General features: G+C 73.9%; 17 protein-coding genes. 2 read left to right on the top strand and 15 right to left on the bottom strand.

Features of this window, described 5'->3' with window-relative positions; genetic code table 11:
* Positions 1–143: 143 nt before the first annotated feature.
* Positions 144–380: a DUF7455 domain-containing protein gene (locus OG247_RS31150; RefSeq protein WP_327255290.1), complete on the top strand. Its 237-nt coding sequence runs from the start codon at positions 144–146 to the stop codon at positions 378–380.
* Between the two features lie 107 nt (positions 381–487).
* Here OG247_RS31150 and OG247_RS31145 read toward each other — a convergent pair whose 3' ends face one another.
* The 9 genes from OG247_RS31145 to OG247_RS31105 form a co-directional block, all read right to left on the bottom strand.
* Positions 488–1,447, bottom strand: coding sequence for a S1 family peptidase (locus OG247_RS31145; protein ID WP_327255289.1), 960 nt, complete (start codon positions 1,445–1,447; stop codon positions 488–490).
* Between the two features lie 130 nt (positions 1,448–1,577).
* Positions 1,578–3,179 (bottom strand): RNA polymerase sigma factor, encoded by a 1,602-nt coding sequence (locus OG247_RS31140; RefSeq protein WP_327255288.1) that lies wholly within the window; start codon positions 3,177–3,179, stop codon positions 1,578–1,580.
* Between the two features lie 483 nt (positions 3,180–3,662).
* A complete protein-coding gene (locus tag OG247_RS31135; protein WP_327255287.1) occupies positions 3,663–4,604 on the bottom strand; it encodes a FadR/GntR family transcriptional regulator in 942 nt (313 codons plus the stop codon).
* Positions 4,605–4,754: 150 nt separating this feature from the next.
* A complete protein-coding gene (locus OG247_RS31130; protein WP_327255286.1) occupies positions 4,755–6,551 on the bottom strand; it encodes an ATP-binding cassette domain-containing protein in 1,797 nt (598 codons plus the stop codon).
* 206 nt (positions 6,552–6,757) lie between these two features.
* Positions 6,758–7,504 (bottom strand): NUDIX hydrolase, encoded by a 747-nt coding sequence (locus OG247_RS31125; RefSeq protein WP_250748883.1) that lies wholly within the window; start codon positions 7,502–7,504, stop codon positions 6,758–6,760.
* A 135-nt stretch (positions 7,505–7,639) separates the two neighbouring features.
* The gene (locus OG247_RS31120; RefSeq protein ID WP_327255285.1) at positions 7,640–9,640 is read right to left on the bottom strand and encodes a glycogen debranching N-terminal domain-containing protein; all 2,001 of its coding nucleotides are present in this window, start codon (positions 9,638–9,640) and stop codon (positions 7,640–7,642) included.
* A 317-nt stretch (positions 9,641–9,957) separates the two neighbouring features.
* The gene (locus tag OG247_RS31115; RefSeq protein WP_327255284.1) at positions 9,958–11,256 is read right to left on the bottom strand and encodes a DUF4192 domain-containing protein; all 1,299 of its coding nucleotides are present in this window, start codon (positions 11,254–11,256) and stop codon (positions 9,958–9,960) included.
* Positions 11,257–11,350: 94 nt separating this feature from the next.
* Positions 11,351–11,596, bottom strand: coding sequence for a hypothetical protein (locus OG247_RS31110; protein WP_327255283.1), 246 nt, complete (start codon positions 11,594–11,596; stop codon positions 11,351–11,353).
* 58 nt (positions 11,597–11,654) lie between these two features.
* Complete coding sequence (locus tag OG247_RS31105) at positions 11,655–13,805, bottom strand: RecQ family ATP-dependent DNA helicase (RefSeq protein ID WP_327255282.1); 2,151 nt, start codon at positions 13,803–13,805, stop codon at positions 11,655–11,657.
* A gap of 361 nt (positions 13,806–14,166) precedes the next feature.
* On the opposite strand from OG247_RS31105, the gene OG247_RS31100 reads away from it, so the two are divergent.
* Positions 14,167–14,793, top strand: a complete 627-nt coding sequence (locus OG247_RS31100; RefSeq protein WP_327255281.1) for a hypothetical protein — start codon at positions 14,167–14,169, stop codon at positions 14,791–14,793.
* 218 nt (positions 14,794–15,011) lie between these two features.
* Here OG247_RS31100 and OG247_RS31095 read toward each other — a convergent pair whose 3' ends face one another.
* The 6 genes from OG247_RS31095 to OG247_RS31070 form a co-directional block, all read right to left on the bottom strand.
* The gene (locus OG247_RS31095) at positions 15,012–15,608 is read right to left on the bottom strand and encodes a hypothetical protein (RefSeq protein WP_327255280.1); all 597 of its coding nucleotides are present in this window, start codon (positions 15,606–15,608) and stop codon (positions 15,012–15,014) included.
* Positions 15,609–15,667: 59 nt separating this feature from the next.
* A complete protein-coding gene (locus OG247_RS31090; protein WP_327255279.1) occupies positions 15,668–16,378 on the bottom strand; it encodes a ribonuclease HII in 711 nt (236 codons plus the stop codon).
* A gap of 124 nt (positions 16,379–16,502) precedes the next feature.
* Positions 16,503–16,694 carry a hypothetical protein gene (locus tag OG247_RS31085; protein WP_327255278.1) on the bottom strand — a complete coding sequence of 64 codons (192 nt, stop codon included), beginning with the start codon at positions 16,692–16,694 and terminating at the stop codon, positions 16,503–16,505.
* Between the two features lie 161 nt (positions 16,695–16,855).
* A complete protein-coding gene (locus OG247_RS31080) occupies positions 16,856–18,544 on the bottom strand; it encodes a DUF4153 domain-containing protein (protein WP_327255277.1) in 1,689 nt (562 codons plus the stop codon).
* A 172-nt stretch (positions 18,545–18,716) separates the two neighbouring features.
* Positions 18,717–19,631, bottom strand: coding sequence for an ADP-ribosylglycohydrolase family protein (locus OG247_RS31075; RefSeq protein ID WP_327255276.1), 915 nt, complete (start codon positions 19,629–19,631; stop codon positions 18,717–18,719).
* An 11-nt stretch (positions 19,632–19,642) separates the two neighbouring features.
* Positions 19,643–20,302: a histidine phosphatase family protein gene (locus OG247_RS31070; RefSeq protein WP_327255275.1), complete on the bottom strand. Its 660-nt coding sequence runs from the start codon at positions 20,300–20,302 to the stop codon at positions 19,643–19,645.
* Positions 20,303–20,399: the final 97 nt, after the last annotated feature.

Here is a 20,399-nt window from a genome sequence, read left to right as displayed (position 1 = left end):
AATACGGCTCCTTCGCCGCCAACCGGCAACGGCCGGCCAGCTTCGGAAGGAAGTTTCGAGGAAAAGCCGCGAGCGGGAACGTTTTCGGCCTGGTTGGATGTTGACCCTGGTACGACAGCTCGTCGAGCTAGAGAAGAGGCGACGTGACTACTGTTCTGACACCCGCGACCCCGCTGACGGCCGCTGACCGATGCGACCGTTGCGGCGCCCAGGCATATCTGCGCGTCGTCCTGCTGAGCGGCGGTGAACTGCTCTTCTGCGCCCACCACGGGCGCAAGTTCGAGCCGGAACTCAAGAAGATCGCCGCGGAAATACAGGATGAGACCGAGCGGCTTACGTCCGCTCCGGCGGCCAGTGCCGCCGACCCCGAGGACCGCTGACACAAGGCCTACACCTCGCATCCGACGAGCCAGGACCGGCGAAGCCGGTCGACGGGCGGTATCTCTGCGACCCAGAGAGACCGCCCGTCCTCATGTCCTGATGGGGTTCAGCGCTTCGGCGTGGGCCGGTCCCCTGCCGCGAGGCCCCTCCCGGGCCCCTGAGCGGGGCGTACGCCCATCCCCAGGACTCCGCGGGCGCCAGGACGGCCCAGATCCCCCCGGGCCGTCTCCGGGCCGCTGGCGGAATCGGCGACGAAGCCGATCAGCGGTGCGATCCGCGTGTACACCCCCGGGCTGTCCGCGCGCCCGCAGCCGCGCCCCCAGGACACCAGCCCGATGAGCCGACCCTGGGCCACCAGGGGACCTCCGCTGTCCCCCTGGCAGGCGTCCTTGCCGCCCGCGCGGTCGCCCGCGCACACCATGGAGTCGGCCCGGTACTGACCGTCGGCGTCTCCCGGGTAGGCCCGCCCGCACACCTCGTCCGCCAGCACCGTCACCCCGGCGGCCCGCAGCCCGTAGGCGTAGTCGCCGAATCCGCTCGTGTCGCCCCAGCCGTATACGGCGGCCTCCGTGCCGGCCCCGTACGCCGGATTCCCGAGCCCGGCCATCGGCAGCACGTTCTGCGCGGCCACGGCTTCGACCAGCTCCAGGACGGCCAGGTCGCCGGCATTGCTGCCGGGGTCGTAGGCCGGATTCACCCGGGCGGAACGCACCGCGATCTCCCGGCCCTCGCTCGCGCGCAGCTCCGTACGCCCGGTGATCACCCGGAAATCACGGACGGAGTCCACCGGGCCTCCCAGCACCTGACGCCCCAGGCAGTGGGCCGCGGTCACCACCTTGGTCGTGGTGACGAGGACGCCCCCGCAGAACTGGCCGCCGCGCGTACCCCCGAACCGGTCACGGCTGGCGAGGGCCACGACCCACGGGGCATCGGCCACCTTCACCGGCCTTCCGCCGATCACCACGCTGTCCGCGGCAGCTCGCGGCGCCTGGGAGAGCGGCGCCGCCGCCGCTCCCGCCGCCAGGGTCAGCGCTCCCGCCAGGACACGGGCAAAGGGACGACGCATGAGGCCTCCTGACTCCGAGTGTGCATGACTCCACTCAGAGTGGGACGCCCGGTGGCCGTGCGCACCCGCGCGGCCACCGGCGATGACCGGCCGCGAACCCCTCGCCGCATCCGGTGCGGACCGGTCCGGCCTAGTCGAGGTAGTCGCGCAGCACCTGGGACCGGGACGGGTGACGGAGCTTCGACATGGTCTTCGACTCGATCTGGCGGATGCGCTCACGGGTGACCCCGTAGACCTTGCCGATCTCGTCGAGCGTCTTGGGCTGGCCGTCCGTGAGGCCGAACCGCATCGAGACCACGCCCGCCTCGCGCTCGCTCAGCGTGTCGAGCACCGAGTGCAGCTGCTCCTGCAGGAGCGTGAAGCTCACGGCATCGGCCGGTACGACCGCTTCGGAGTCCTCGATGAGGTCTCCGAACTCGCTGTCGCCGTCCTCGCCCAGCGGGGTGTGCAGGGAGATCGGCTCGCGGCCGTACTTCTGGACCTCGATGACCTTCTCGGGGGTCATGTCGAGTTCCTTGGCCAGCTCCTCCGGGGTGGGTTCGCGGCCCAGGTCCTGGAGCATCTGGCGCTGGACACGGGCCAGCTTGTTGATGACCTCGACCATGTGCACCGGGATGCGGATGGTGCGGGCCTGGTCGGCCATGGCCCGGGTGATCGCCTGCCGGATCCACCAGGTGGCGTACGTGGAGAACTTGTAGCCCTTGGTGTAGTCGAACTTCTCCACGGCGCGGATCAGACCCAGGTTGCCCTCCTGGATCAGGTCCAGGAAGAGCATGCCGCGGCCGGTGTAGCGCTTGGCGAGGGAGACCACGAGGCGGAGGTTGGCCTCCAGCAGGTGGTTCTTGGCCCGGCGGCCGTCCTCGGCGATGATCTCCAGCTCGCGCTTGAGCTTGGGCGCCAGCTTGTCGGAGTTGGCGAGCTTGTCCTCGCCGAAGAGTCCGGCCTCGATGCGCTTGGCGAGCTCGACCTCCTGCTCGGCGTTGAGGAGCGGAACCTTGCCGATCTGCTTCAGGTAGTCCTTGACGGGGTCGGCGGTGGCGCCGGCCACGGCGACCTGCTGGGCCGGGGCGTCGTCCTCGTCGTCCGAGATGACGAAGCCCTTGCTCTCGGCGCCTTCCTCCTCGTCCTCGGACTCGGCCTTGGCGGCCCCGCCGCCCTCTTCGGCGGTCTCTTCGTCGCCCGCCTCGTCGGCGTCCTTCTTGGCGGCCGTCTTCTTCGCCGTCGTCTTCTTGGCCGCGGTCTTCTTGGCGGCCGTCTTCTTCGCCGCCGTCTTCTTCGCCGCCGTCTTCTTGGCGGCGGGCTCGGTCGCGGTCCCCTCCGCGAGGGCGTCGGCGGCCGCGTCCACGGGGTCCGGTTCCGCCGTCCCGGCCGCCGCGTCCGCCACGGCCACGGCCGGCGCGGCCTCCGTCTTGGCCGCCGCCTTCTTGGCGACGGGCTCGGTGGCCGTCCGCTTGACGGGGCTCTTCGCTGCGACGCTCTTGCGGGTGGTGCGCTTGGGCGACTCCGCGGCACTGACCATCAGCGTCACACCCTCTTCCTCGAGGATCTGGTTGAGGCTGCGCAGAACATTCTTCCACTGGGTCGCAGGAATCTGGTCAGCCTCGAAGGCCCGACGCACGTCATCGCCGGCGATCTGCCCCTCGGCCTTGCCCCGCTCGATGAGCGCCATCACAGACTCGGAATCGGCGATCTCCGGCGGGAGCGTACGGGATGTGCTGGCCGACACGAACAACCTCTCGGAACGATGGAAACGGCTTCCGACCCCGGCCTGGTGGTGCTGGACCGGAGCCGACGACCACCGACTGGGGATGGGCCGGGGGCGCGGGCAGGGGCCGGGGAGCTGCACAGCACCCGCAAGGGCTGCTGTCTTCCCTCCGTCGGCCATCACCTCTTAGGTCATCGCGTGACCTCGCTGAGCGTTACGCCCAATCTTCGTGGCCCGAGTCACACCCCGTTTGATGCCATGCCGGTCATACCGTTATTTCTGCACGCCCGGTGTGTCCGAACACGCCCCGTTTCGCGGGCCGGACGACTCCCCGGAAGCGGAGTCCCGGCGACCGCGGACCGGAGCCGGGAGCCGGCCGGGGCTCTCGGGGCCCGGACGGGGAGCCGGACTCCGCTGCCGCCGGACCCTCCCCGGACCGGGTCCGGGGGTGCCGCTCGGGACCGGCTCCCCCTCGACACGCCCACGCCCCTGCCCGTGCGCTGCGGTCCGTCAGTGCTCGCGCGGGGCGGGAACCACGCGCTCGACCTCCGGATGCACCGTCAGAAGCTGACGCATGGCGTTCTCCGCGCCCACCGCGTCGCCGGCGGCGAGGCACTCGACCATGCGCGCGTGGTGCGCGACGCAGGTCTCGCTGGGACGGTCGCAGGAGGTGACGGGACTGCCGGACACCTGCAGGGCGGCGGAGACGATGCCGGAGAGGTGCTCCAGCATGCGGTTGGCCGCGACCTGGATGAGCAGGGCGTGGAACTCGTTGTCCGCACGCGCGAAGGTGATCGAATCGCCCTGCCCGAGGGCGTGTCCCATGATCTCGACCATGTCGGCGAGGCGCTGCTGGATCTCCGGGCGGCCGTGGCCGGCGGCGAGGCGGGCGGCGAGCGGCTCGATGGTCCAGCGGAGCTCGCCCAGCTCGCGGCGCTGGTCGTCGCGCTGCGGGCCGAAGGCGCGCCACTCGATGATGTCGGGGTCGAGCAGGTTCCAGTCGGCGACCGGGCGGACCCGGGTGCCGACGTTGGGGCGGGCGCTGACGAGGCCCTTGGCCTCGAGGACCCGCAGCGATTCGCGGACGACGGTACGGGAGACCTCGAAACGCTGTCCGATCTCCTCGGGGACCAGCGGGCGGTCCGCGCCGAGGTCGCCGGAGACGATCATCTGGCCGAGTTGCTGGACGAGTTGGCCGTGCAGGCCGCGGCCGCGGCTGCCCGCGGCGCGGCGGCCGACCCGGCTCAACTCGACGTCGGATCCGTCCCAGTGGGGCACTCCCACCCGGTCGGCCCCCGAGGCCTCCGGGTAGGGGTAGCGGTCGAGTTCGCCCGCGCCGGCGAGGCCGGAATCGGCATGGCGGGCGGCGGTCATCATGGTGTGCGCAAGGGTACTCACGAATCCTTTGTCGGCCGTGTCTCCGTGACCCTTGAGGTCTTTGGTGAAAAGCACACGAAAGGGTGATCGGTGCCACCTACGCAATTGACGACTTATCGTAAAGAACCGGGCCTTTTGCGGGGAGTTGCGGTCCGCCGGGCTTGATGTGGTCCACAACGGTCCCGTTGGGTCCGGACCGGCGCCGGAACGATCACCAACGATCCCTCACAAACGGACCCGGCCGCGCAGTCCTGTGAACCCATAGGCGCACAACAGGACCATCAGCGACAACACCAGCGCGGTGCCCACCGGTTGGGCCATCACCCGGATCGCCCCGAGGACCACCCGGTCCGCCTCCGGCGGCCACTGCGCCCAGGCCAGGCCGCGCAGCCGCTCCGCCAGCCCGGTGACCGGGTACGCGGACGGGCCGTCCAGGGCCTTGCGCACCAGCGGTACGACCATCACCGGTACGGCGAGCACCGCCGCCAGCCCGGCGGAGGCGGACCGGAAGACACCGGAGGCCAGGACTCCGGACCAGGCGCAGCCGATGAGCAGCCCCGCCCAACTCGCGGCCGGGGAGACCCACTCCACGGGCGTACGGAGCGGTCCGCTGCCGAACACCAGTGTCAGGGCGGCCGCGTCGGCGGTCACGGCGAGGGCGCCGAGGAGCAGCGCCACGGCCGCGCTGACGCCGAGTTTCGCCGTGAGCAGCCCGAGCCGGCGCGGGACGGTGCCGCGGTCGGCGGCGAGCGCGGGGTAGCGGTACTCCTCGCCGAAGGCCAGGGCTCCGAGCAGTCCGGCGCCGAGCGCCGCGGGCGGCAGCGGGAGCAACTCCGGCCAGGCGGCGAGCAACCGATTCTGCGGGGTGTGGCCGATCCGCGCCAGGACCAGCGCCGTGACGACGGAGACGGCGACGACGAAGGCGGCGGTGAGTGCGGGGGTTGCGGTGCCGAAGAGCCGGTGCAGCTCGTAGCGCAGGGGCCGCAGCGGGCCGCCGAGCCGGCGCGCGGCCGAGGTGGGGCCCCCGGCGCGTGCCGGGCGGGGCCGGTCTGCGGCGCCCGCTCCGGGCGCGGCCGGTGTTGCGCCGGCCGCCGCGGCCGGGGCCCCGGATCCGGCGCGATCCCGGGCGCGCGGCAGCGACGGCTGCGCTCCCGCGTCACCGGTCTCGTCGGCGAGTTGGTGGACGAGCACACCGTGCCGGAAGGCGGCTTCGCCGACCTCGGCGCAATTGCTGCCGTAGACGGACAGCCGGCTGCCGCTCTCCTCCACGATCTCCACCGTGCGCTGGGCCGCCCGAGCTTCCCGGCCGAGTACGTCGGCCAGCCGGGCGGCGTGCGGGGTGCGCACGGCGACCCGCGGCCGGAGCCGGGTCCGGGCGAACTCGGCGGCGTCCTGGTCGGCGACGAGCCGGCCCGCCTCGATGCTCACGACCCGGTCCGCGCTGCGGGCGGCCTCCTTCGCGTCGTCGGTGGTGAAGAGCACCGCGCCGCCGAGGGAGGCGTGGCCGCGCAGCAGCCCGTACAGCCAGCTCCGTTCGCGGGGCGAGAGCCCGGCGGAGGGCTCGTCGAGGAGGAGCGTGCAGGGGTCGGCGAGCAGGGCGGCGGCCAGAGCGACCCTGCGCTCCATGCCGAGCGAGAGCGACCCGAGCCGCTGGTCGCGCAGTCCCGCGACGCCGACGACCTCCAGCATCGCGTCGGCACGCGCGGCCGGCACGCCGGCGGCGGCGCAGAGCATCCGCAGCTGGCCGCGCACGGTGCGCGAGGGGTTGCCGGGGAGATCGCCGAGGAGAACGCCGACCTCACGGCCCGGATGCGGGATCCGGTGCAGGGGGCGCCCGCGGAAGTAGGTGACTCCGCGGCCCGGTTCGAGTTCGAGCATGAGCCGCAGCGCGGTGGTCTTGCCCGAGCCGGGCTCGCCGAGCAGTGCGGTCACGCTCCCGGGGCGGGCCTCGAAGGTGAGGTCGTCCACGAGGGGCGGGAGGTTTCGACGGGGGGTGCTGGTGAGTCCGATGGCCTGGAGCATCGCTTCTCTCGCGGGGGGTGAGACCGCTCTGCGGCAGGGTGAATACCGCTAACAAGATAACGCGATATGTCCGATTTGAGGCGCAGCCGGTACCGAAGCGTGCCCGTGTCGGCGCCGTGGCCGTTTCCCACGGAGGCGCGAGCCCCGATACCGGCTGGTTCACCGGCTCGGGTGGCGATCCGCGGGCGGTGCGGGGCGCCCGGGTCTCAGACTTCCGGGCGCAGCATCGGCGGGTTGAGCAGCGTTGCCCCGCCGGCCCGGAACAGCTGGGCGGGACGGCCGCCCTGACGTGTCGTCGTCCCCCCGGCCGGCACCAGGAACCCGGGGGTGCCGGTGACCTTGCGATGGAAGTTCCGAGGGTCGAGGGCGACTCCCCAGACCGCTTCGTAGACCCGGCGCAGCTCGCCGACGGTGAACTCGGGCGGGCAGAAGGCGGTGGCCAGCGAGGAGTACTCGATCTTCGAGCGGGCCCGCTCGACCCCGTCGGCGAGGATCTGCTCGTGGTCGAAGGCGAGTCCGGCGCCGGTCTGGCCGTCCGTGGACAGAAGTTCGTCGACGGGGGCCCAGCGCGCACTGTTGGCATCGCCGCCGGCCCGGGGCGCGGGCAGATCCGGAGCCAGCACCAGATGCGCCACGCTGACCACGCGCATGCGCGGATCCCGCTTCGGATCACCGTAGGTCGCCAGCTGTTCGAGGTGTGCCCCGTTGCCCACGTCCGGAGCGGCCGGGTCGTGGGCGCAGAGGCCGGTCTCCTCGGACAGCTCGCGGGCCGCGGCCGCCGACAGGTCCTCGTCCCCGCGCACGAAGCCGCCGGGCAGCGCCCAGCGTCCCTGGAACGGCTGCTCACCCCGTCGGATGACCAACGCGCAGAGCGCATGGCGCCGCACGGTGAGCACGACCAGGTCGACGGTGACGGCGAAGGGCGGAAAGGCCGACGGGTCGTAGGGCGACATGCCGCGATCATAGTCGTCTGCCTGACGATAAACAGAGCTTTGGAGATCTTCTGACCACGGAACCGACCACGGAAGCGGAAGCCCGGGGCCGATCCGGCCCGATCGGCAGGGCGCCCCCTCCGCGCCCGGTTGCCCCTACCCGCCCAGTTGCAGTGCATCGGCGGCCTCCTCCACCATGCCCAGGCCGAGCCGGCTGATCCGGACGGCGAAGGGTTCCCCCGAAACCCGCAGTCCCGAGAGACGGAGCCCGCCGAGGGGGGCGCCGGGGAGCGGTACGAGGGCGACCGTGCCGGCGGGGGCGTCCGGGCGGATCCCGGCCAGGGCGGTCAGTACGTGGATCCCCGCGGCAGCGGCGACCGCCGCCGGCCGGCAGGCCGCCGGATGCGGAAGCGGGGCGCTGCCCTCGGTGCGCTGCTCGGCGGCGTACATCTCCGGGAGGCGGTACCCGAAGCCCTCCGCCGCGTCCAGCAGGCCCCGCAGCAGCCCCGTGGCCTCCTTCTCGAAGCCCGCCTGGGCCAGGCCTGCCACGGCGACCGCGCTCTCGTACGGCCGCACCGCGCCCGAGCGGTACCCGAACGGGTTGTGCCCCGGCTCGCGCAGTGCCATGCTCCGCAGCCCCCAACCGGAATCCATGGCGGGGGCTGCGAGCAGCCGGGCCAGCTGCTCGGTACGGACCCGGTCGAGCAGCCCCGGCGCGAGCCGGCCGCCTCCGAGCAGCCCGGTGTCCAGCAGGTGGGCGGCGGCCCCCGTCAGCCGGGGCAGGGGCCGCCCGTCGGGATGCAGGGCCGCCGCGGGCCGGCCTCCGTCGGGGCCGTCGACCCAGAACCGGGCTGCGAACCGCTCCCGCAGCCCGGCGGCCCGGTCCCGCCACTCCTCGGCTCCGGGCCGACCGCACCCGGCGAGCAGGTCGGCCCCGAGGAGCGCGGCCCGATGGGCGTGGGCCTGGGTTTCACAGCGCCGGGGTCCCGGATCGGGATCGGCCAGGAAGCCGTCCTCCCCGAAGGCGCCCCGGAGCCATTCCAGGCACCGCTCGGCCGCGGGGAGCAGCAGGGCCACCTCCGCCTCGGGCATCCCCCAGCGCCGGGCTTCGGCGAGGACCGCGGGGAAGGCGAGCGTCGCCTCGGTCCCGGTGCATCCCGGGGGCAGCTGTGGCCCGGCCCCGCGGAGCGGCCCCGGGATCTTCCCTGCGTCGGCGCCCCGCCCCCCGGTCTGGGTCCGGGCCAGGATGCGCAGGGTCGCGGCGGCCAGTCCGGTGCCGAGCGGGAGCGCCATGCGGGCGGCCCACAGGGATTCCGCCGGGGCCAGTCCCAGCCGCCACGGCACTCCGGCCGCCGCGTAACTGTCGGCCGGTTCCTTCGGGTCCCTGAGCAGCAGCGCTCCCAGGTCCTGCACGCTCGTGCGCAGCCACGCCTCGGCCCGCGGGTCGTCTCCCTCCGCGCGGGCGTCGTCGGACAGCGGATTGGCCACCTGCCCGGCGGGGGCGCGGGCCCCTCGGTCCCGGGTGGTCCGCAGTTCGATGGTGCGGGATTCGCCGGGGCGCAGTTCGAGCTGCCAGCGCAGCAGCCCGGCCGAGGCCAGCGCGTCGTCCGGGGGCGGCTCCGCCGCGGTGACGGCCTGGGCCTCGCCGTTGGTCCAGCGCAGCCCTGCGGCGTGCACCGCGGCGGGCAGCTCCGGCCCGGCCCGGCCGGCGGCCACCTCGGCCAGCTCCGCCAGGTCGGTGCCGAGCGAGACCTCGACCGGGATCCGCAGGGGCCGGCCGGTGAAGCTGCGCAGGGTGATCCGCTCGGTGCCGTCGGCGTGCCGGATCCGCTCGACTCCGACGTCGGGATCGGGCCCGGGCTCCGCTCCGGTCCGCACGGTCGCGGTGAAGGAGGCCCGGTCGGCGCCGAGGCTGCGGGCCTGGACCGCGACGGGATCCCGCCCGCCGACGCGCAGCACACAGCGGGACAGCAGCCGGAGCCCGGCGCGGTAGATCCCGTCGACCCCCCGCCCGGTGAGCTGGCCGTGCTCGGGCGAGATGACCAGGCACGGCGCGGCGACGCAGAGGACGGCACCGTGCACGGGCGGCAGGTCGGCCCTGCCGGAGGGAGCTACGCGGGCGGGGGCCACGCGGGCCCGGGGTACGGGGTGGGACATGGGTCGCCTTGTCTGCGCTCCGGGTGGATCGGCTGGGCGGCGGCGCGGCCGGGTCCCCACCACCCCCCAGCGCAACGCCCCCGCCCCCGCCCGGGTCACGGGCCCCGGTGGGGGCTGCGCCCGGCGGAGCACCGGCCTTCGCGGGGGCCGCCGCCGCAGGACCGCTCGCGCCCCGTCCCGCAGCCACCGCCGGAAACCGGACCCACGGCCCTCCCCCCGGCCGTGCCCCGGGGCCGCACAGCCGCCTCCGTCCCGGCCCCGGACCCGACCGCGGACCCCGACCTGGTCCATGCAGCTGCCCCGGCCCCGGCCGCGCTTCACTGCTCGCTCCCCGCGGTGCTGCCTGACTCGCGGCGGCTGCTCGTCCTGCCCGGGCGGCCGGGCGGCCTGGTGACGGCGCCCGCCCGCCGGGGTCCTGCGGGCAGGCGCCCCCGGCGCGGCTCCCGTCGCCGCCGCTCCTCCCGCAGGCACTCCCGCAGCCCCTCCGGGTCGATCCCCTCGTTGCAGGCGTGGTGGAGGAGCTGCGCGAAGCGGTACCCGTCGTCCGCCCGCAGGGCCAGCCCGAGGGCGATCCTGGCCGTCGGCTCGTCCCCGGTGGACCAGGAGACCCAGCCCGCCAGGGTGAGGGGAGCCGCCGCGTGTTCCCCGTAGGCCCCGACGCAGCGCCGGGCCAGGGCCCGCCACAGCCGCAGGGCGGGTGCCGCCTCCTCGCCCTCCATCCACTCGGCGGCGATATCGCGGATCTCGCGGTCCTGGAGCCCGAGGATCAACGAGGCGGCCTCGTCGTGGCCCAGTAGCGCGTCGTCCCAGGCATCGGCTCCGGGGCCGCCTTCGGCCGGCGGGGCGAGGGTCATGCGCTGGATCAGCGCGCGGGCGAGCAGGACGGTCTCGGCCCCCACTTCCTCCCGGGTGGTCCCGTCGAGGATCTTCGGGACCAGCGCGACGGCAGCGCGGTCAAGGGCGCCTTCCATCTCGCCGGCCACCGTCCCGCGCAGCGGTGTCAGCCTGTGCTCGATCTCCCGGAGGGAGCCGCGCACCTGGAGTCCGGCGAAGGTGGCCGCGGCGGCCATCACCGAGGTGCCGGGCGCGGCCAGCGCACTGCCCTCGGCGGGGCAGCACCGCTCGTCGGGGCAGCAGTAGGACCAGTACCGACCGGCGGAGAGGCACAGGGCCTCCAGTACGGGGACGTCCAGAGCCCCGCAGGCCAGCCGGATCCGCTGGGCGAGCGGGCGCAGCCTGGTCATCACCCGCTGCGCGCTGTCGCCGCGGGGCGGATCCTGACAGAGGAAGACGATGATGCCGTCGGGCCTGGCCCCGCGCCGCACACTGCCGCGGATCAGACAGTCGGCGACCTGCCGGGCGGTGTCCTCCCATTCCTCGGGAGCCGCGGGGATGCCCACCCGGAGCCGGCCGCCGAAGCGGCCGGCCTCCCCGTGGACCGCGACCATGACGAGGGAGTCGCTCGGATGGAAGCCGAGCATGTAGGGCAGTGCGTCGGCCAGTTCGGCCGGACTGCGCAGGGTGATCCGGGACGCGTCCACGCCTCCGGACGGACGGGTGGACGAGGGGGACGAGGGGTCGGACGGGGTGCGTGCTGCTTCGTGATTGTTCGTCATGTCCCGAAGGTCCCGTGTCCGGCACGATCCGGAAACCCCTGTGGATAACCCCTGACGGACCCGCCCGAATCCGAACGGACCCCGAAACGGCCTCCTATCGCGGCTCTTGGACCCGCTTGTGCCCGAACAACCTGAACAGCCCGGCCAGCCGGGTGTAGCTGTTCCCGATGACTTCGGCGAAGACGACGGTCCGGCAGCCCGGGCGCGCCCGGTTCTCCTCGACGAAGCCGAGCCCCTTTCCGTTGCCGACCGGTCCGACGATCAGGTTCGGCAGGGTGCAGGAGAAGTGCAGGTATGTACCGGTCCTGACTTGGCGAACAGTTGCCAGGGACTGCCGCACGAATGGGCCGCACACCGGCCGGCCGCCGGGGCCGGCCGCCGAGGCCCGCCGGGCGCCTTCAGCCCGCCAGGGCGAGGGTCAGCGGAAGCACCTGCTCGGCTCCGCTCTGCCGCAGGAGGCGTGCGCCCACGGCCAGGGTCCAGCCGGAGTCGGCGTAGTCGTCGACGAGCAGGACCGGTCCCGGGGTGGCGGCCAGGGCGGCGGCGAGTTCCTCGGGGACGGCGAAAGAGGCGGCCAGGGCGCGCAGCCGCTGGGCGGAGTTGCTGCGGTGTGCGCCGTACTCGCCCGCCTGCGCGGTGTAGGCGAGGCTGCCCAGCAGCGGGAGCCGGCCGACCCGGGCCAGGCCCTCGGCGAGCGAGCCCACCAGCCGCGGGCGGGAGCGGGAGGGCATGGCCACGATCCCCACGGGCCGGGCCATCGAGCCGCCCGCCCAGCCACCCGGCGATCGGGCCCAGTCGGCCACCACCGTCACCACGGCCGCCAGTACGTCGTCCGGCACCGGCCCGTCCGCGGCCTGCTCCGCCAGGAGCGGGCGAAGGCGGTTGCCCCAGCCGATGTCCGACAGCCGCCCCAACGCCCGCCCGGTGGCCGCCTGCTGGCCCACGGGGATGCGGCCCTTGAGGTCGACGCCGACCGCGGGCATGCCCGAGGGCCACATCCGGCGGGGCTCGACCTCGACCCCCGGACGGTCCAGCTCACCGGTCGCCTCGTCGAGTGCCCCGTGGGACACGGCGGGGTCGAGCCAGGGCCCGGCGCAGGAGTCGCAGCGGCCGCACGGGGTCGCCTTCTCGTCGTCGAGCTGGCGCTGCAGGAACTCCATCCGGCACCCCGTGGTCGCCACGTAGTCCCGCATGGCCTGCTGCTCGGCCTGCCGCTGCCGGGCCACCCACTCGTACCGCTGCGCGTCGTACGCCCACGGCTGTCCGGTGGAGGTCCAGCCCCCCTTCACCCGCTTGACCGCACCGTCCACGTCCAGGACCTTGAGCATCGTCTCCAGCCGCGAACGCCGGAGGTCCACCAGGGGCTCCAGCGCCGGCAGCGACAGCGGACGGCCGGCCTGTTCCAGTACGTCCAGGGTCCGCCGGACCTGCTCCTCGGGCGGGAACCCCACCGAAGCGAAGTACGCCCAGATCGCCTCGTCCTCCCGCCCAGGCAGCAGCAGCACGTCGGCGTGGTCCACACCGCGCCCCGCACGACCCACCTGCTGGTAGTAGGCGATCGGGGACGAGGGAGAGCCCAGGTGCACGACGAACCCCAGGTCCGGCTTGTCGAAGCCCATCCCCAGCGCGGAGGTCGCCACCAGGGCCTTCACGCGGTTCGCGAGCAGATCCTCCTCGGCCTGCAGCCGGTCGGCGTTCTCCGTCTTCCCCGTGTAGGAGGCCACCGGATACCCGCGCTGCCGCAGGAACGCCGCGACCTCCTCCGCGGCCGCCACCGTCAGCGTGTAGATGATCCCCGAGCCCGGCAGGTCCCCCAGCCGCTCCCCCAGCCACGCCAGCCGGTGCGCCGCGTTCGGCAGCTCCAGTACGCCCAGCCGCAGGCTCTCCCGGTCGAGGGGGCCGCGCAGGACCAGAGCGCCCCCGCCTCCCGTGCCCAGCTGCTCTGCCACGTCCGCCGTGACCCGTGCGTTGGCCGTCGCGGTGGTGGCGAGCACGGGGACGCCGGGGGCGAGCTCGGCGAGCATGGTGCGCAGCCGGCGGTAGTCGGGGCGGAAGTCGTGGCCCCAGTCGGAGATGCAGTGGGCCTCGTCGACGACCAGCAGGCCGGTCGTGGCGGCGAGCTTGGGCAGCACCTGTTCGCGGAAGTCCACCGAGTTGAGGCGCTCCGGACTCACGAGGAGGACGTCGGTCTCGCCCCGCTCGACCTCCCCGTAGATCGTCTCCCACTCCTCCGGGTTGGCCGAGTTGATCGTCCGCGCCTGGATCCCGGCCCGGGCCGCCGCATCGACCTGGTTGCGCATGAGCGCCAGCAGCGGCGAGATGATCACGGTCGGGCCGGCGCCGCGACGGCGCAGCAGGGCCGTCGCCACGAAGTAGACCGCCGACTTGCCCCACCCCGTGCGCTGCACCACCAGCGCCCGCCGGCGCTCCTCCACCAGGGCCGACACCGCCTGCCACTGGTCCTCCCGCAGCCGCGCCGAACCCCCCGGGGCACCGACCAGCTCAGCGAGGATGGCATCGGCTTCAGCGCGGAGCTCCAGGTTGTCCATGCCCCCATGCAACCCGATGCCTAGGACAATCGGCCAATTCACCCAGCGTGACGTCCGGCCCACAGGCCTTCCGCCGCGGCGCGTGACCGCCGCGACGGAAGGCCGCCAGGGAGCTGTTTCCCCTGGTGCCGGTGCTCAGGCCCGGACCGAATGAGTCATCTTCGGCGTGGCGGGGCAAGGATATGAACGGCATACCGGCGAATTCCGGTCGGCGGCTCCAATTGCTCGTTGCCGCATGCTCACGGGCCACGCGAGAATTGTCCTGCTCCCGCTCGGCTCGACGGCGCTCTCCTGGGCCGTGCCGCGGCGCGCCCGCACTCCAGCTGTGCCCGTTCGCGGGCGTGTACCCGAAGGGAGGACCGTGACCTTCGGATTCGCCCCGCCCTCGACCACGTCCCTGAGAACGGCCACCGGCGGCGCCAGCCGGCACGGCAGGCTGCTGGAACCCTCCGATTGGACGGCGTCGGGCATCCCCCTGCTGCGCAATCCGCGCGAGGTCGTCAGCGGACTGCACTCACGGCACAGCCCCGCCCCGTCCACGGCGGTGATCGCCGTGCTCGGGCCCGAGGAGCGGCTCGTGGCCAGCGCCTCCTTCGTTCAGCGCTCCACCGCGGCCGACGGCTGGGAGTACCGCAACGCCCTGCTGTCCCGGCTGCGCCGGGTCCTTCCGCACGACCTGCGCCGGCGGACCCCGGTACGGACCGCGGTGCTGCTGTTCTGCCGCGACGGCGACGAGCGCTGGACCGAGGAGGACGGCGCCTGGATGTGGGGGCTGCGGGACGCCTGCACCCTGCACGGGCTGCGCTGCGGCGCGTACATCACGCTGACCCGGGGCGGCTGGCACGTACTGGGCGAAGGCCGCGGCGGCCGGAGCCCCGGCTCGAACTCCCGGCCCGAGCGCCTCGGCGATACGCCGTCCGAGTTCGCCCCGCTCGCCCTGCGCGGCGGCGGAGCCACGGAGGCCCTGCGCCGCACCGCCGCACGCTGAGCCCGTACGGTCGCACCGCCGCGCTGAGCCCGCGCCGCAGCACCGAGCCCGTGCCGCCGCACCACCGCGCCGCCGCACACGGAGCACGCGGGGCCCCGTACCCGGGAACGACCAACGGCCGTACACCCGAAACGGGCGTACGGCTGGTCAGGCCTCGGACTTCGGCAGGGCCGGCCACCGGCCCGCCCCACCCCTCGACCGTACGGGAGTACGGGGCGTCAGACGCCCGCACCCAGCACGGAGTTGATCTGCTGCGGCTCGCCGCACACGATCAGGAGCGCACCGGCTCGCGCGAGCGCGACCGGCAGGGCTCCGGCAGCCGCGTCGGCCGGTCCGCCGTTGGCCGCGAAGACCACGACGGGACGGCCCGCGGCGCGCTGAACCTGCGCGGCGTCCGCGTAGAAGACGTCGTCACGGGCATCGTGCAGGGCCCAGTACGCGGCCTCGCCGAAGGACAGCTCGTGCGCGGCCCACGGGTGCGGGTCGCCGGTGGTGAGCACCAGGATGTCGCCGGGCGCACGCCCGGTGTCGAGCAGCAGGTCCACGGCCTCCTCGGCCGCGTCCAGCGCGCCCTCGGCGGATGCCGGGATCAGCTGGACCTGCGGTACGGATGCGGAGACCGAGGGCGCGGTGGCGGCTGCGGGAACGCGGGTGGCCTGCGGCTTCCGCGGCGCGGGCGGTGCGGGCCTGGGGGCGGGACGGGGACCGGGTACGGGGCGGGGGGTCTGCGCGGTGCGGCTCGCGGCCGGCGTGACGCGGGGACCCTGGGCACTCTCGTGAATCTGAGGCTCCTCGGGGGCGGGGGTGAGAGGCATGAGCTGATATCTATCAAACATCGGTGCGAAACGTACCGGTTGGTGGCACGTGCGTGCGATCAGAAATCGAAGCCGAGTTGGCCTCCGTTTTCCAGCTCCATCGATTCCTCGCTGCGGCGCACCTTCTTGAGGTGGCTCCAGCGGGGCAGGGCGTCAAGGTAGGACCAGGAGAGCCGGTGGTACGCGGTCGGACCCTGCTCCTCGAGCGCCGCCCGGTGCACGGGCGAGGGATATCCGGCGTTGGCGGCGAAAGCGAAGTCCTGGATTCCGCCGCCCTGTTCACCGATTTCGGCCATCATCCGGTCGCGCCGGACCTTGGCGATCACCGAGGCCGCGGCGACGGCGACGCAGGACTGGTCGCCCTTGATCACCGTCCGGACCCGCCAGGGCGCACCGAGGTAGTCGTGCTTGCCGTCGAGTATCACCGCGTCGGGCCGCACGGGCAACGCCTCCAGGGCGCGCACCGCGGCGAGGCGCAGGGCGGCGGTCATCCCGAGTTCGTCGATCTCCTCGGGGGACGAGTGGCCCAGGGCGTAGGCGGTGACCCAGTCCTCCAGGACGCCGACGAGCGCGTCGCGGCGCTTGGGGGTGAGCAGTTTGGAGTCGGTGAGTCCCGCGGGCGGCCGGCGCAGACCGGTGATCGCCGCGCAGACGGTGACGGGACCGGCCCAGGCCCCTCGTCCGACTTCGTCGACCCCGGCGATGACCTTGGCGCCGGTGGTCGCCCGGAGGGAGCGTTCGACGGTGTGAGTGGGTGCTTCGTACGGCATGGCGCCAGCAAGGTTACGCCGCCCCGGGCCGCCTGCACACCCCGCCCCCTCCCCGCCGCGCCGTCGCCCCCCTCTCCGCCGCGCCCCGGCCACCTCCGCGCCGCGCCACCCACCCCGCCCCGTCTCACACCCTGGGCAGCGGCGCCGTCACCCCCTCGACCATCTCGGCGACTTCCGCGTCCAAGCATTCACTCCCGCACACCTTCGCCCGGTTCGCCATCGACGCCGGGATGACCTCGACGAGAAGCGGACCGGTCACGTCCGGCCGGACGTCCCTCCGGTTGCTTTCAGGGCACACAAACTCACCGATCAGCACGTGCGCCCGTCCGTACCGCCCGGCCCGGACCGGCTCGCGGAACCGATCCGCATCCGTGGGATCGCACTCGCGAAGCACCGCTGGCCCATGATGCTCGACTACTCCAACGCGGCATGGAGAATCGCCCGTTCGAGTCTCCACCACCGACCCGTCCGGGGTGATCAGTACTCCACCCGGCTCCCGAAGGTCCCCAGGCTCCTGCACTCCTCGTACGAGGCGCTCACCCCGCGCTCGCTCAGGATCTCCCGGGCCCGGCGCTCCCCCAGGCTCGTCGCGTACCAGGGTGTGCGGCCCGCCCCCGCCAGCTCCCTGGCGATCCCGCGCAGGGCGCAGGAACGCCGGGGCTCGGGCAGCCGGTCCAGGGCGGGTACCGCGTCCGCCGACAGGGACTGGAAGTAGGCCAGGTCGATCTTGCCGTCCTGCTCGTACCGCGTGACGTTGCCCTCCGCGATCACCCCGTCCGGAGACATCATCCCGAAGGCCAGTACGGCCGCCACGGCGCTCCCCGCGACCGCGCGCGGCAGCCAGCGCGCGCCGAACAGCCCGCCGGCCATGATCAGTACGATGACCAGCCCGAGCCACAGCTCCACACCGGCGACCGACAGCCGCAGCCTGGTCAGGCCGTACGCGTCCACGTACAGGTCCATGCGGCGGAGCGCCGAGGCGACGACCACGAGGGTCAGCACGCAGAGCGTGCCGAGCACGACGCGCACCAGCCGCCGGTCGCCCGCTCCGCCCCGCGGGGCCCAGCGCAGGGCCAGCGCGATGACGGCGAGGGTGAGCAGGGTGGCCCAGAGCAGCTGCCAGAAGCCCTGGCGCGCGTACTCGGCGTAGGTGAGGCCGGTGGCCTCCAGGACCTTGCGGTAGCCGCCGAAGAGGACGGCGAGCTGGACGGCGTTGAAGGCGGCGAAGAGCAGGTTCAGCACGATGAGCGGAAGGGCCCACTCCACCCGGGAGCGCGCCTTCCCCGGGCGCACCTCGATGCGGTCCCAGCGGGAAGGGGCGGCCGCCGCGCGGGCGACGGCGATCGCGACGACGAGACCCAGCGCGAAGAGCAGGAACCGCACCGGGCCGCCCATACCGCTGATGTCGGGGGTCAGCCCGCTCAGCAGGTCCGCGAACGCGGCGTCGGCGGAGGCGAACAGCGTGCCGAAGAGCGCCAGCAGGACCACCGCCACCACGACGGCCTTCGCCACCGGCAGCCAGCGCTCCCGGCGCCCCTCGCCGCGCGAGCGCAGGCCGCTCCAGACCCAGCGCACCCCGAGGACGGCGGAGTCGAGGAGGCCGACCGGCCCGAGCAGGATGCCGGGCCAGCTGCGGCTGCCGTGCAGGGCCAGGGCGCCCGTCAGGAGGGCCGCGAGCAGGGCCGTCACGGCCGGCCAAGCGGAGGCGCGCAGGGCGGGCACGGCGAGCAGCGCGAGGCAGCCCAGCACCCAGAGCGCGGTCCACGGGCGCAGCCTGCGGCCGGCCGCGCGGGCGGCCGCGTAGGCGGCGAGCAGCGCCGGCACCACCGCGAGCAGCAGGCCCGGCCCCAGCCCCTCGCCGAGGAGCAGGGAAGCGGCGATGCCGGAGGCGAGTACGGCGCCCAGCACGACGGCCGGTACCGGTCCGACCGCGGCCGGGCGCGCGGCCTCGGCCCAGGCGAGCGGGGCCATCGACCAGGCACCGGAGGCGGCACGCTCCTTGCGCAACTGGTGGGCCCGCCAGGCCTTGGGATCCCAGCCGGGCGGTGCGGGCGGTGCCGGTGCGGGCGGTACGGGCGCGGGCGGAGCGGACCCTGCGTCGGCCCCCGCACCCGCGGCACCCGCGGCACCCGCGGTGTCCGCCGTCTCGGCGTTCTCTGCTGACATCGGGTTCCCCTCCCCTGTCGGCCGCCCCCGGCCATCAGGCGGGGGTGGCGAAGCCGACAGAGTAGGCCGGTCGCATGCAGTTTTGAACAGGCTCAAAAGAGGCCTGTGGCAGGACCGTGACAAACGGAGGGGTACGAACCGGCGCGGACCGCCGCCACCCCCGCTCCTCCCCCTACCCCGCCGCCTCCGGCAGCCAGGCCGGCAGTGCCTCGGTCCGGGCCAGCCAGGCCTGCGGCAGCACCGCGTCCCCGCGTGCGCCCAGCACTCCGCCGACGATCGCGCAGGTGGTGTCCACGTCTCCGCCCACCTGGGCGGTGGTCCAGAAGGCCCGCTCGTAGTCGTCCAGGCCCCGTGCCGCCGACCACAGGGCGAACGGCACGGTGTCGTGGGCGCTGGTGCGCCGCCCGCAGCCCAGTACGGCGGCGACGGTGGTCGCGTCGCCGTAGTCGAGCATGTCGCGCGCGCGCCGCACCCCGGCGCCCACCGCGCTCCGCGGGACCAGCGCGATCACGCCGTCCAGCAGGTCGGCGGCCTTCGGCGGCCCGGCCGGATCGGCCGCCAGCGCGGCCGCGGCGGCCACGGCCATGGCGCCGCACACCGCTTCGCGGTGCTGGTGGGTGGTGTACGCGGAGATCTCCGCCTGGTGCGTGGCCTGTTCCGGGTCGTCGGCGTACCAGGCACCCAGGGGGGCGACCCGCATGGCCGCGCCGTTGCCCCAGGAGCCCTGCCCGTTGAACAGTTCCGCGGCGAGCGTGCGCCAGTCCGCGCCCTCCCGGATCAGGCGCAGCATCCGGTTCACGGCGGGCCCGTAGCCGCGGTCGAAGTCGTGGTGGTGGGCGAAGGAGGCGGCCAGCGCGTCCTGGTCCACCCGGCCGTGCGCGGCGAGCACGGCCACCACCGAGCAGGCCATCTCGGTGTCGTCGGTCCACTGCCACGGATCGCTGCCGACGGGCAGCTCGCGCCGCTTGAGCAGCGGGTAGTTCACGGGGACGAAGTACTGGGATCCCAGTGCGTCGCCCAGGGCCAGCCCGCGGAGGCTGGCCATGGCGCGTGCGTAGCGCCCTTCGGGAGAGGAGTCAGCGGTCATCGCGCGTCACTCTAGCCGTCCAGGTCATAAGGCTCGGGTGTGGTCCACCGCTCAAACGGGCGGTCCATCCGGTACCGGCCGTCGGAACCCAGCATGAGCACCCGGTATTCGCCGTTGCCCGGGTTGGAGAGGGCTTCGAACTCGGCCACGGACCAGTGGAACCAGCGCATGCAGAACAGCCTCATCGTCAGGCCGTGCGTCACGAGCAGCACGTTCTCCGGATGGTCCGGGGCCTCGAAGCTGCGGTAGAGGCTCTCCAGGAAGGCCCCGACCCGGTCGTAGACGTCCGCGCCCGACTCCCCCTGCGCGAAGCGGTAGAAGAAGTGCCCGTACGCGTCCCGGTAGGCCTTCTGCAGCCGCACTTCCTCCCGCTCCTGCCAGTTCCCCCAGTCCTGCTCGCGCAGCCTCGGCTCCTCGCGCATCCGCACGCGCGTCGGGTCCAGGCGCAGCTCCCGGAAGGTCTGCAGGGTCCGGCGGTACGGCGAGACGTACGCGCTGACGTGCTCGTCCCCGAAGAGCTCGCGCAGGCGTCCGCCGGCCTCCGAGGCCTGCTCGCGCCCGGTGGGAGTCAGCCGTAGGGCGTGGTCGGGCTCCCGCTCGTACACCGTGTCATCGGCATTGCCCTCCGATTCCCCGTGCCGGACAAGGACGATGCGCCGTGGTCGTACCATCCCACGACCCTATTCGGCCATCGGCGGGCGCGCGGACCGGGCACGCCGTACGGCCCCGGCGGCGGCCCTGCGGCGGCCCGGCGGCCGGCTCTCCGGC

Origin of the sequence: Streptomyces sp. NBC_01244, from assembly GCF_035987325.1 — a bacterium.
Lineage (GTDB): Bacteria > Actinomycetota > Actinomycetes > Streptomycetales > Streptomycetaceae > Streptomyces.
Note: the sequence above shows the minus strand (reverse complement) of the source record. Positions and strands in the feature narration are given on the sequence as shown.

Excerpts from the sequence above, each read along its gene's own strand:
- OG247_RS31145 (WP_327255289.1), bottom strand. The coding sequence starts at position 1,447 with ATGCGTCGTCCCTTTGCCCGTGTCCTGGCGGGAGCGCTGACCCTGGCG.
- OG247_RS31130 (WP_327255286.1), bottom strand. The coding sequence starts at position 6,551 with ATGCTCCAGGCCATCGGACTCACCAGCACCCCCCGTCGAAACCTCCCG.
- OG247_RS31125 (WP_250748883.1), bottom strand. The coding sequence starts at position 7,504 with ATGTCGCCCTACGACCCGTCGGCCTTTCCGCCCTTCGCCGTCACCGTC.
- OG247_RS31120 (WP_327255285.1), bottom strand. The coding sequence starts at position 9,640 with ATGTCCCACCCCGTACCCCGGGCCCGCGTGGCCCCCGCCCGCGTAGCT.
- OG247_RS31115 (WP_327255284.1), bottom strand. The coding sequence starts at position 11,256 with ATGACGAACAATCACGAAGCAGCACGCACCCCGTCCGACCCCTCGTCC.
- OG247_RS31105 (WP_327255282.1), bottom strand. The coding sequence starts at position 13,805 with ATGGACAACCTGGAGCTCCGCGCTGAAGCCGATGCCATCCTCGCTGAG.
- OG247_RS31095 (WP_327255280.1), bottom strand. The coding sequence starts at position 15,608 with ATGCCTCTCACCCCCGCCCCCGAGGAGCCTCAGATTCACGAGAGTGCC.
- OG247_RS31090 (WP_327255279.1), bottom strand. The coding sequence starts at position 16,378 with ATGCCGTACGAAGCACCCACTCACACCGTCGAACGCTCCCTCCGGGCG.
- OG247_RS31080 (WP_327255277.1), bottom strand. The coding sequence starts at position 18,544 with ATGTCAGCAGAGAACGCCGAGACGGCGGACACCGCGGGTGCCGCGGGT.
- OG247_RS31075 (WP_327255276.1), bottom strand. The coding sequence starts at position 19,631 with ATGACCGCTGACTCCTCTCCCGAAGGGCGCTACGCACGCGCCATGGCC.
- OG247_RS31070 (WP_327255275.1), bottom strand. The coding sequence starts at position 20,302 with ATGGTACGACCACGGCGCATCGTCCTTGTCCGGCACGGGGAATCGGAG.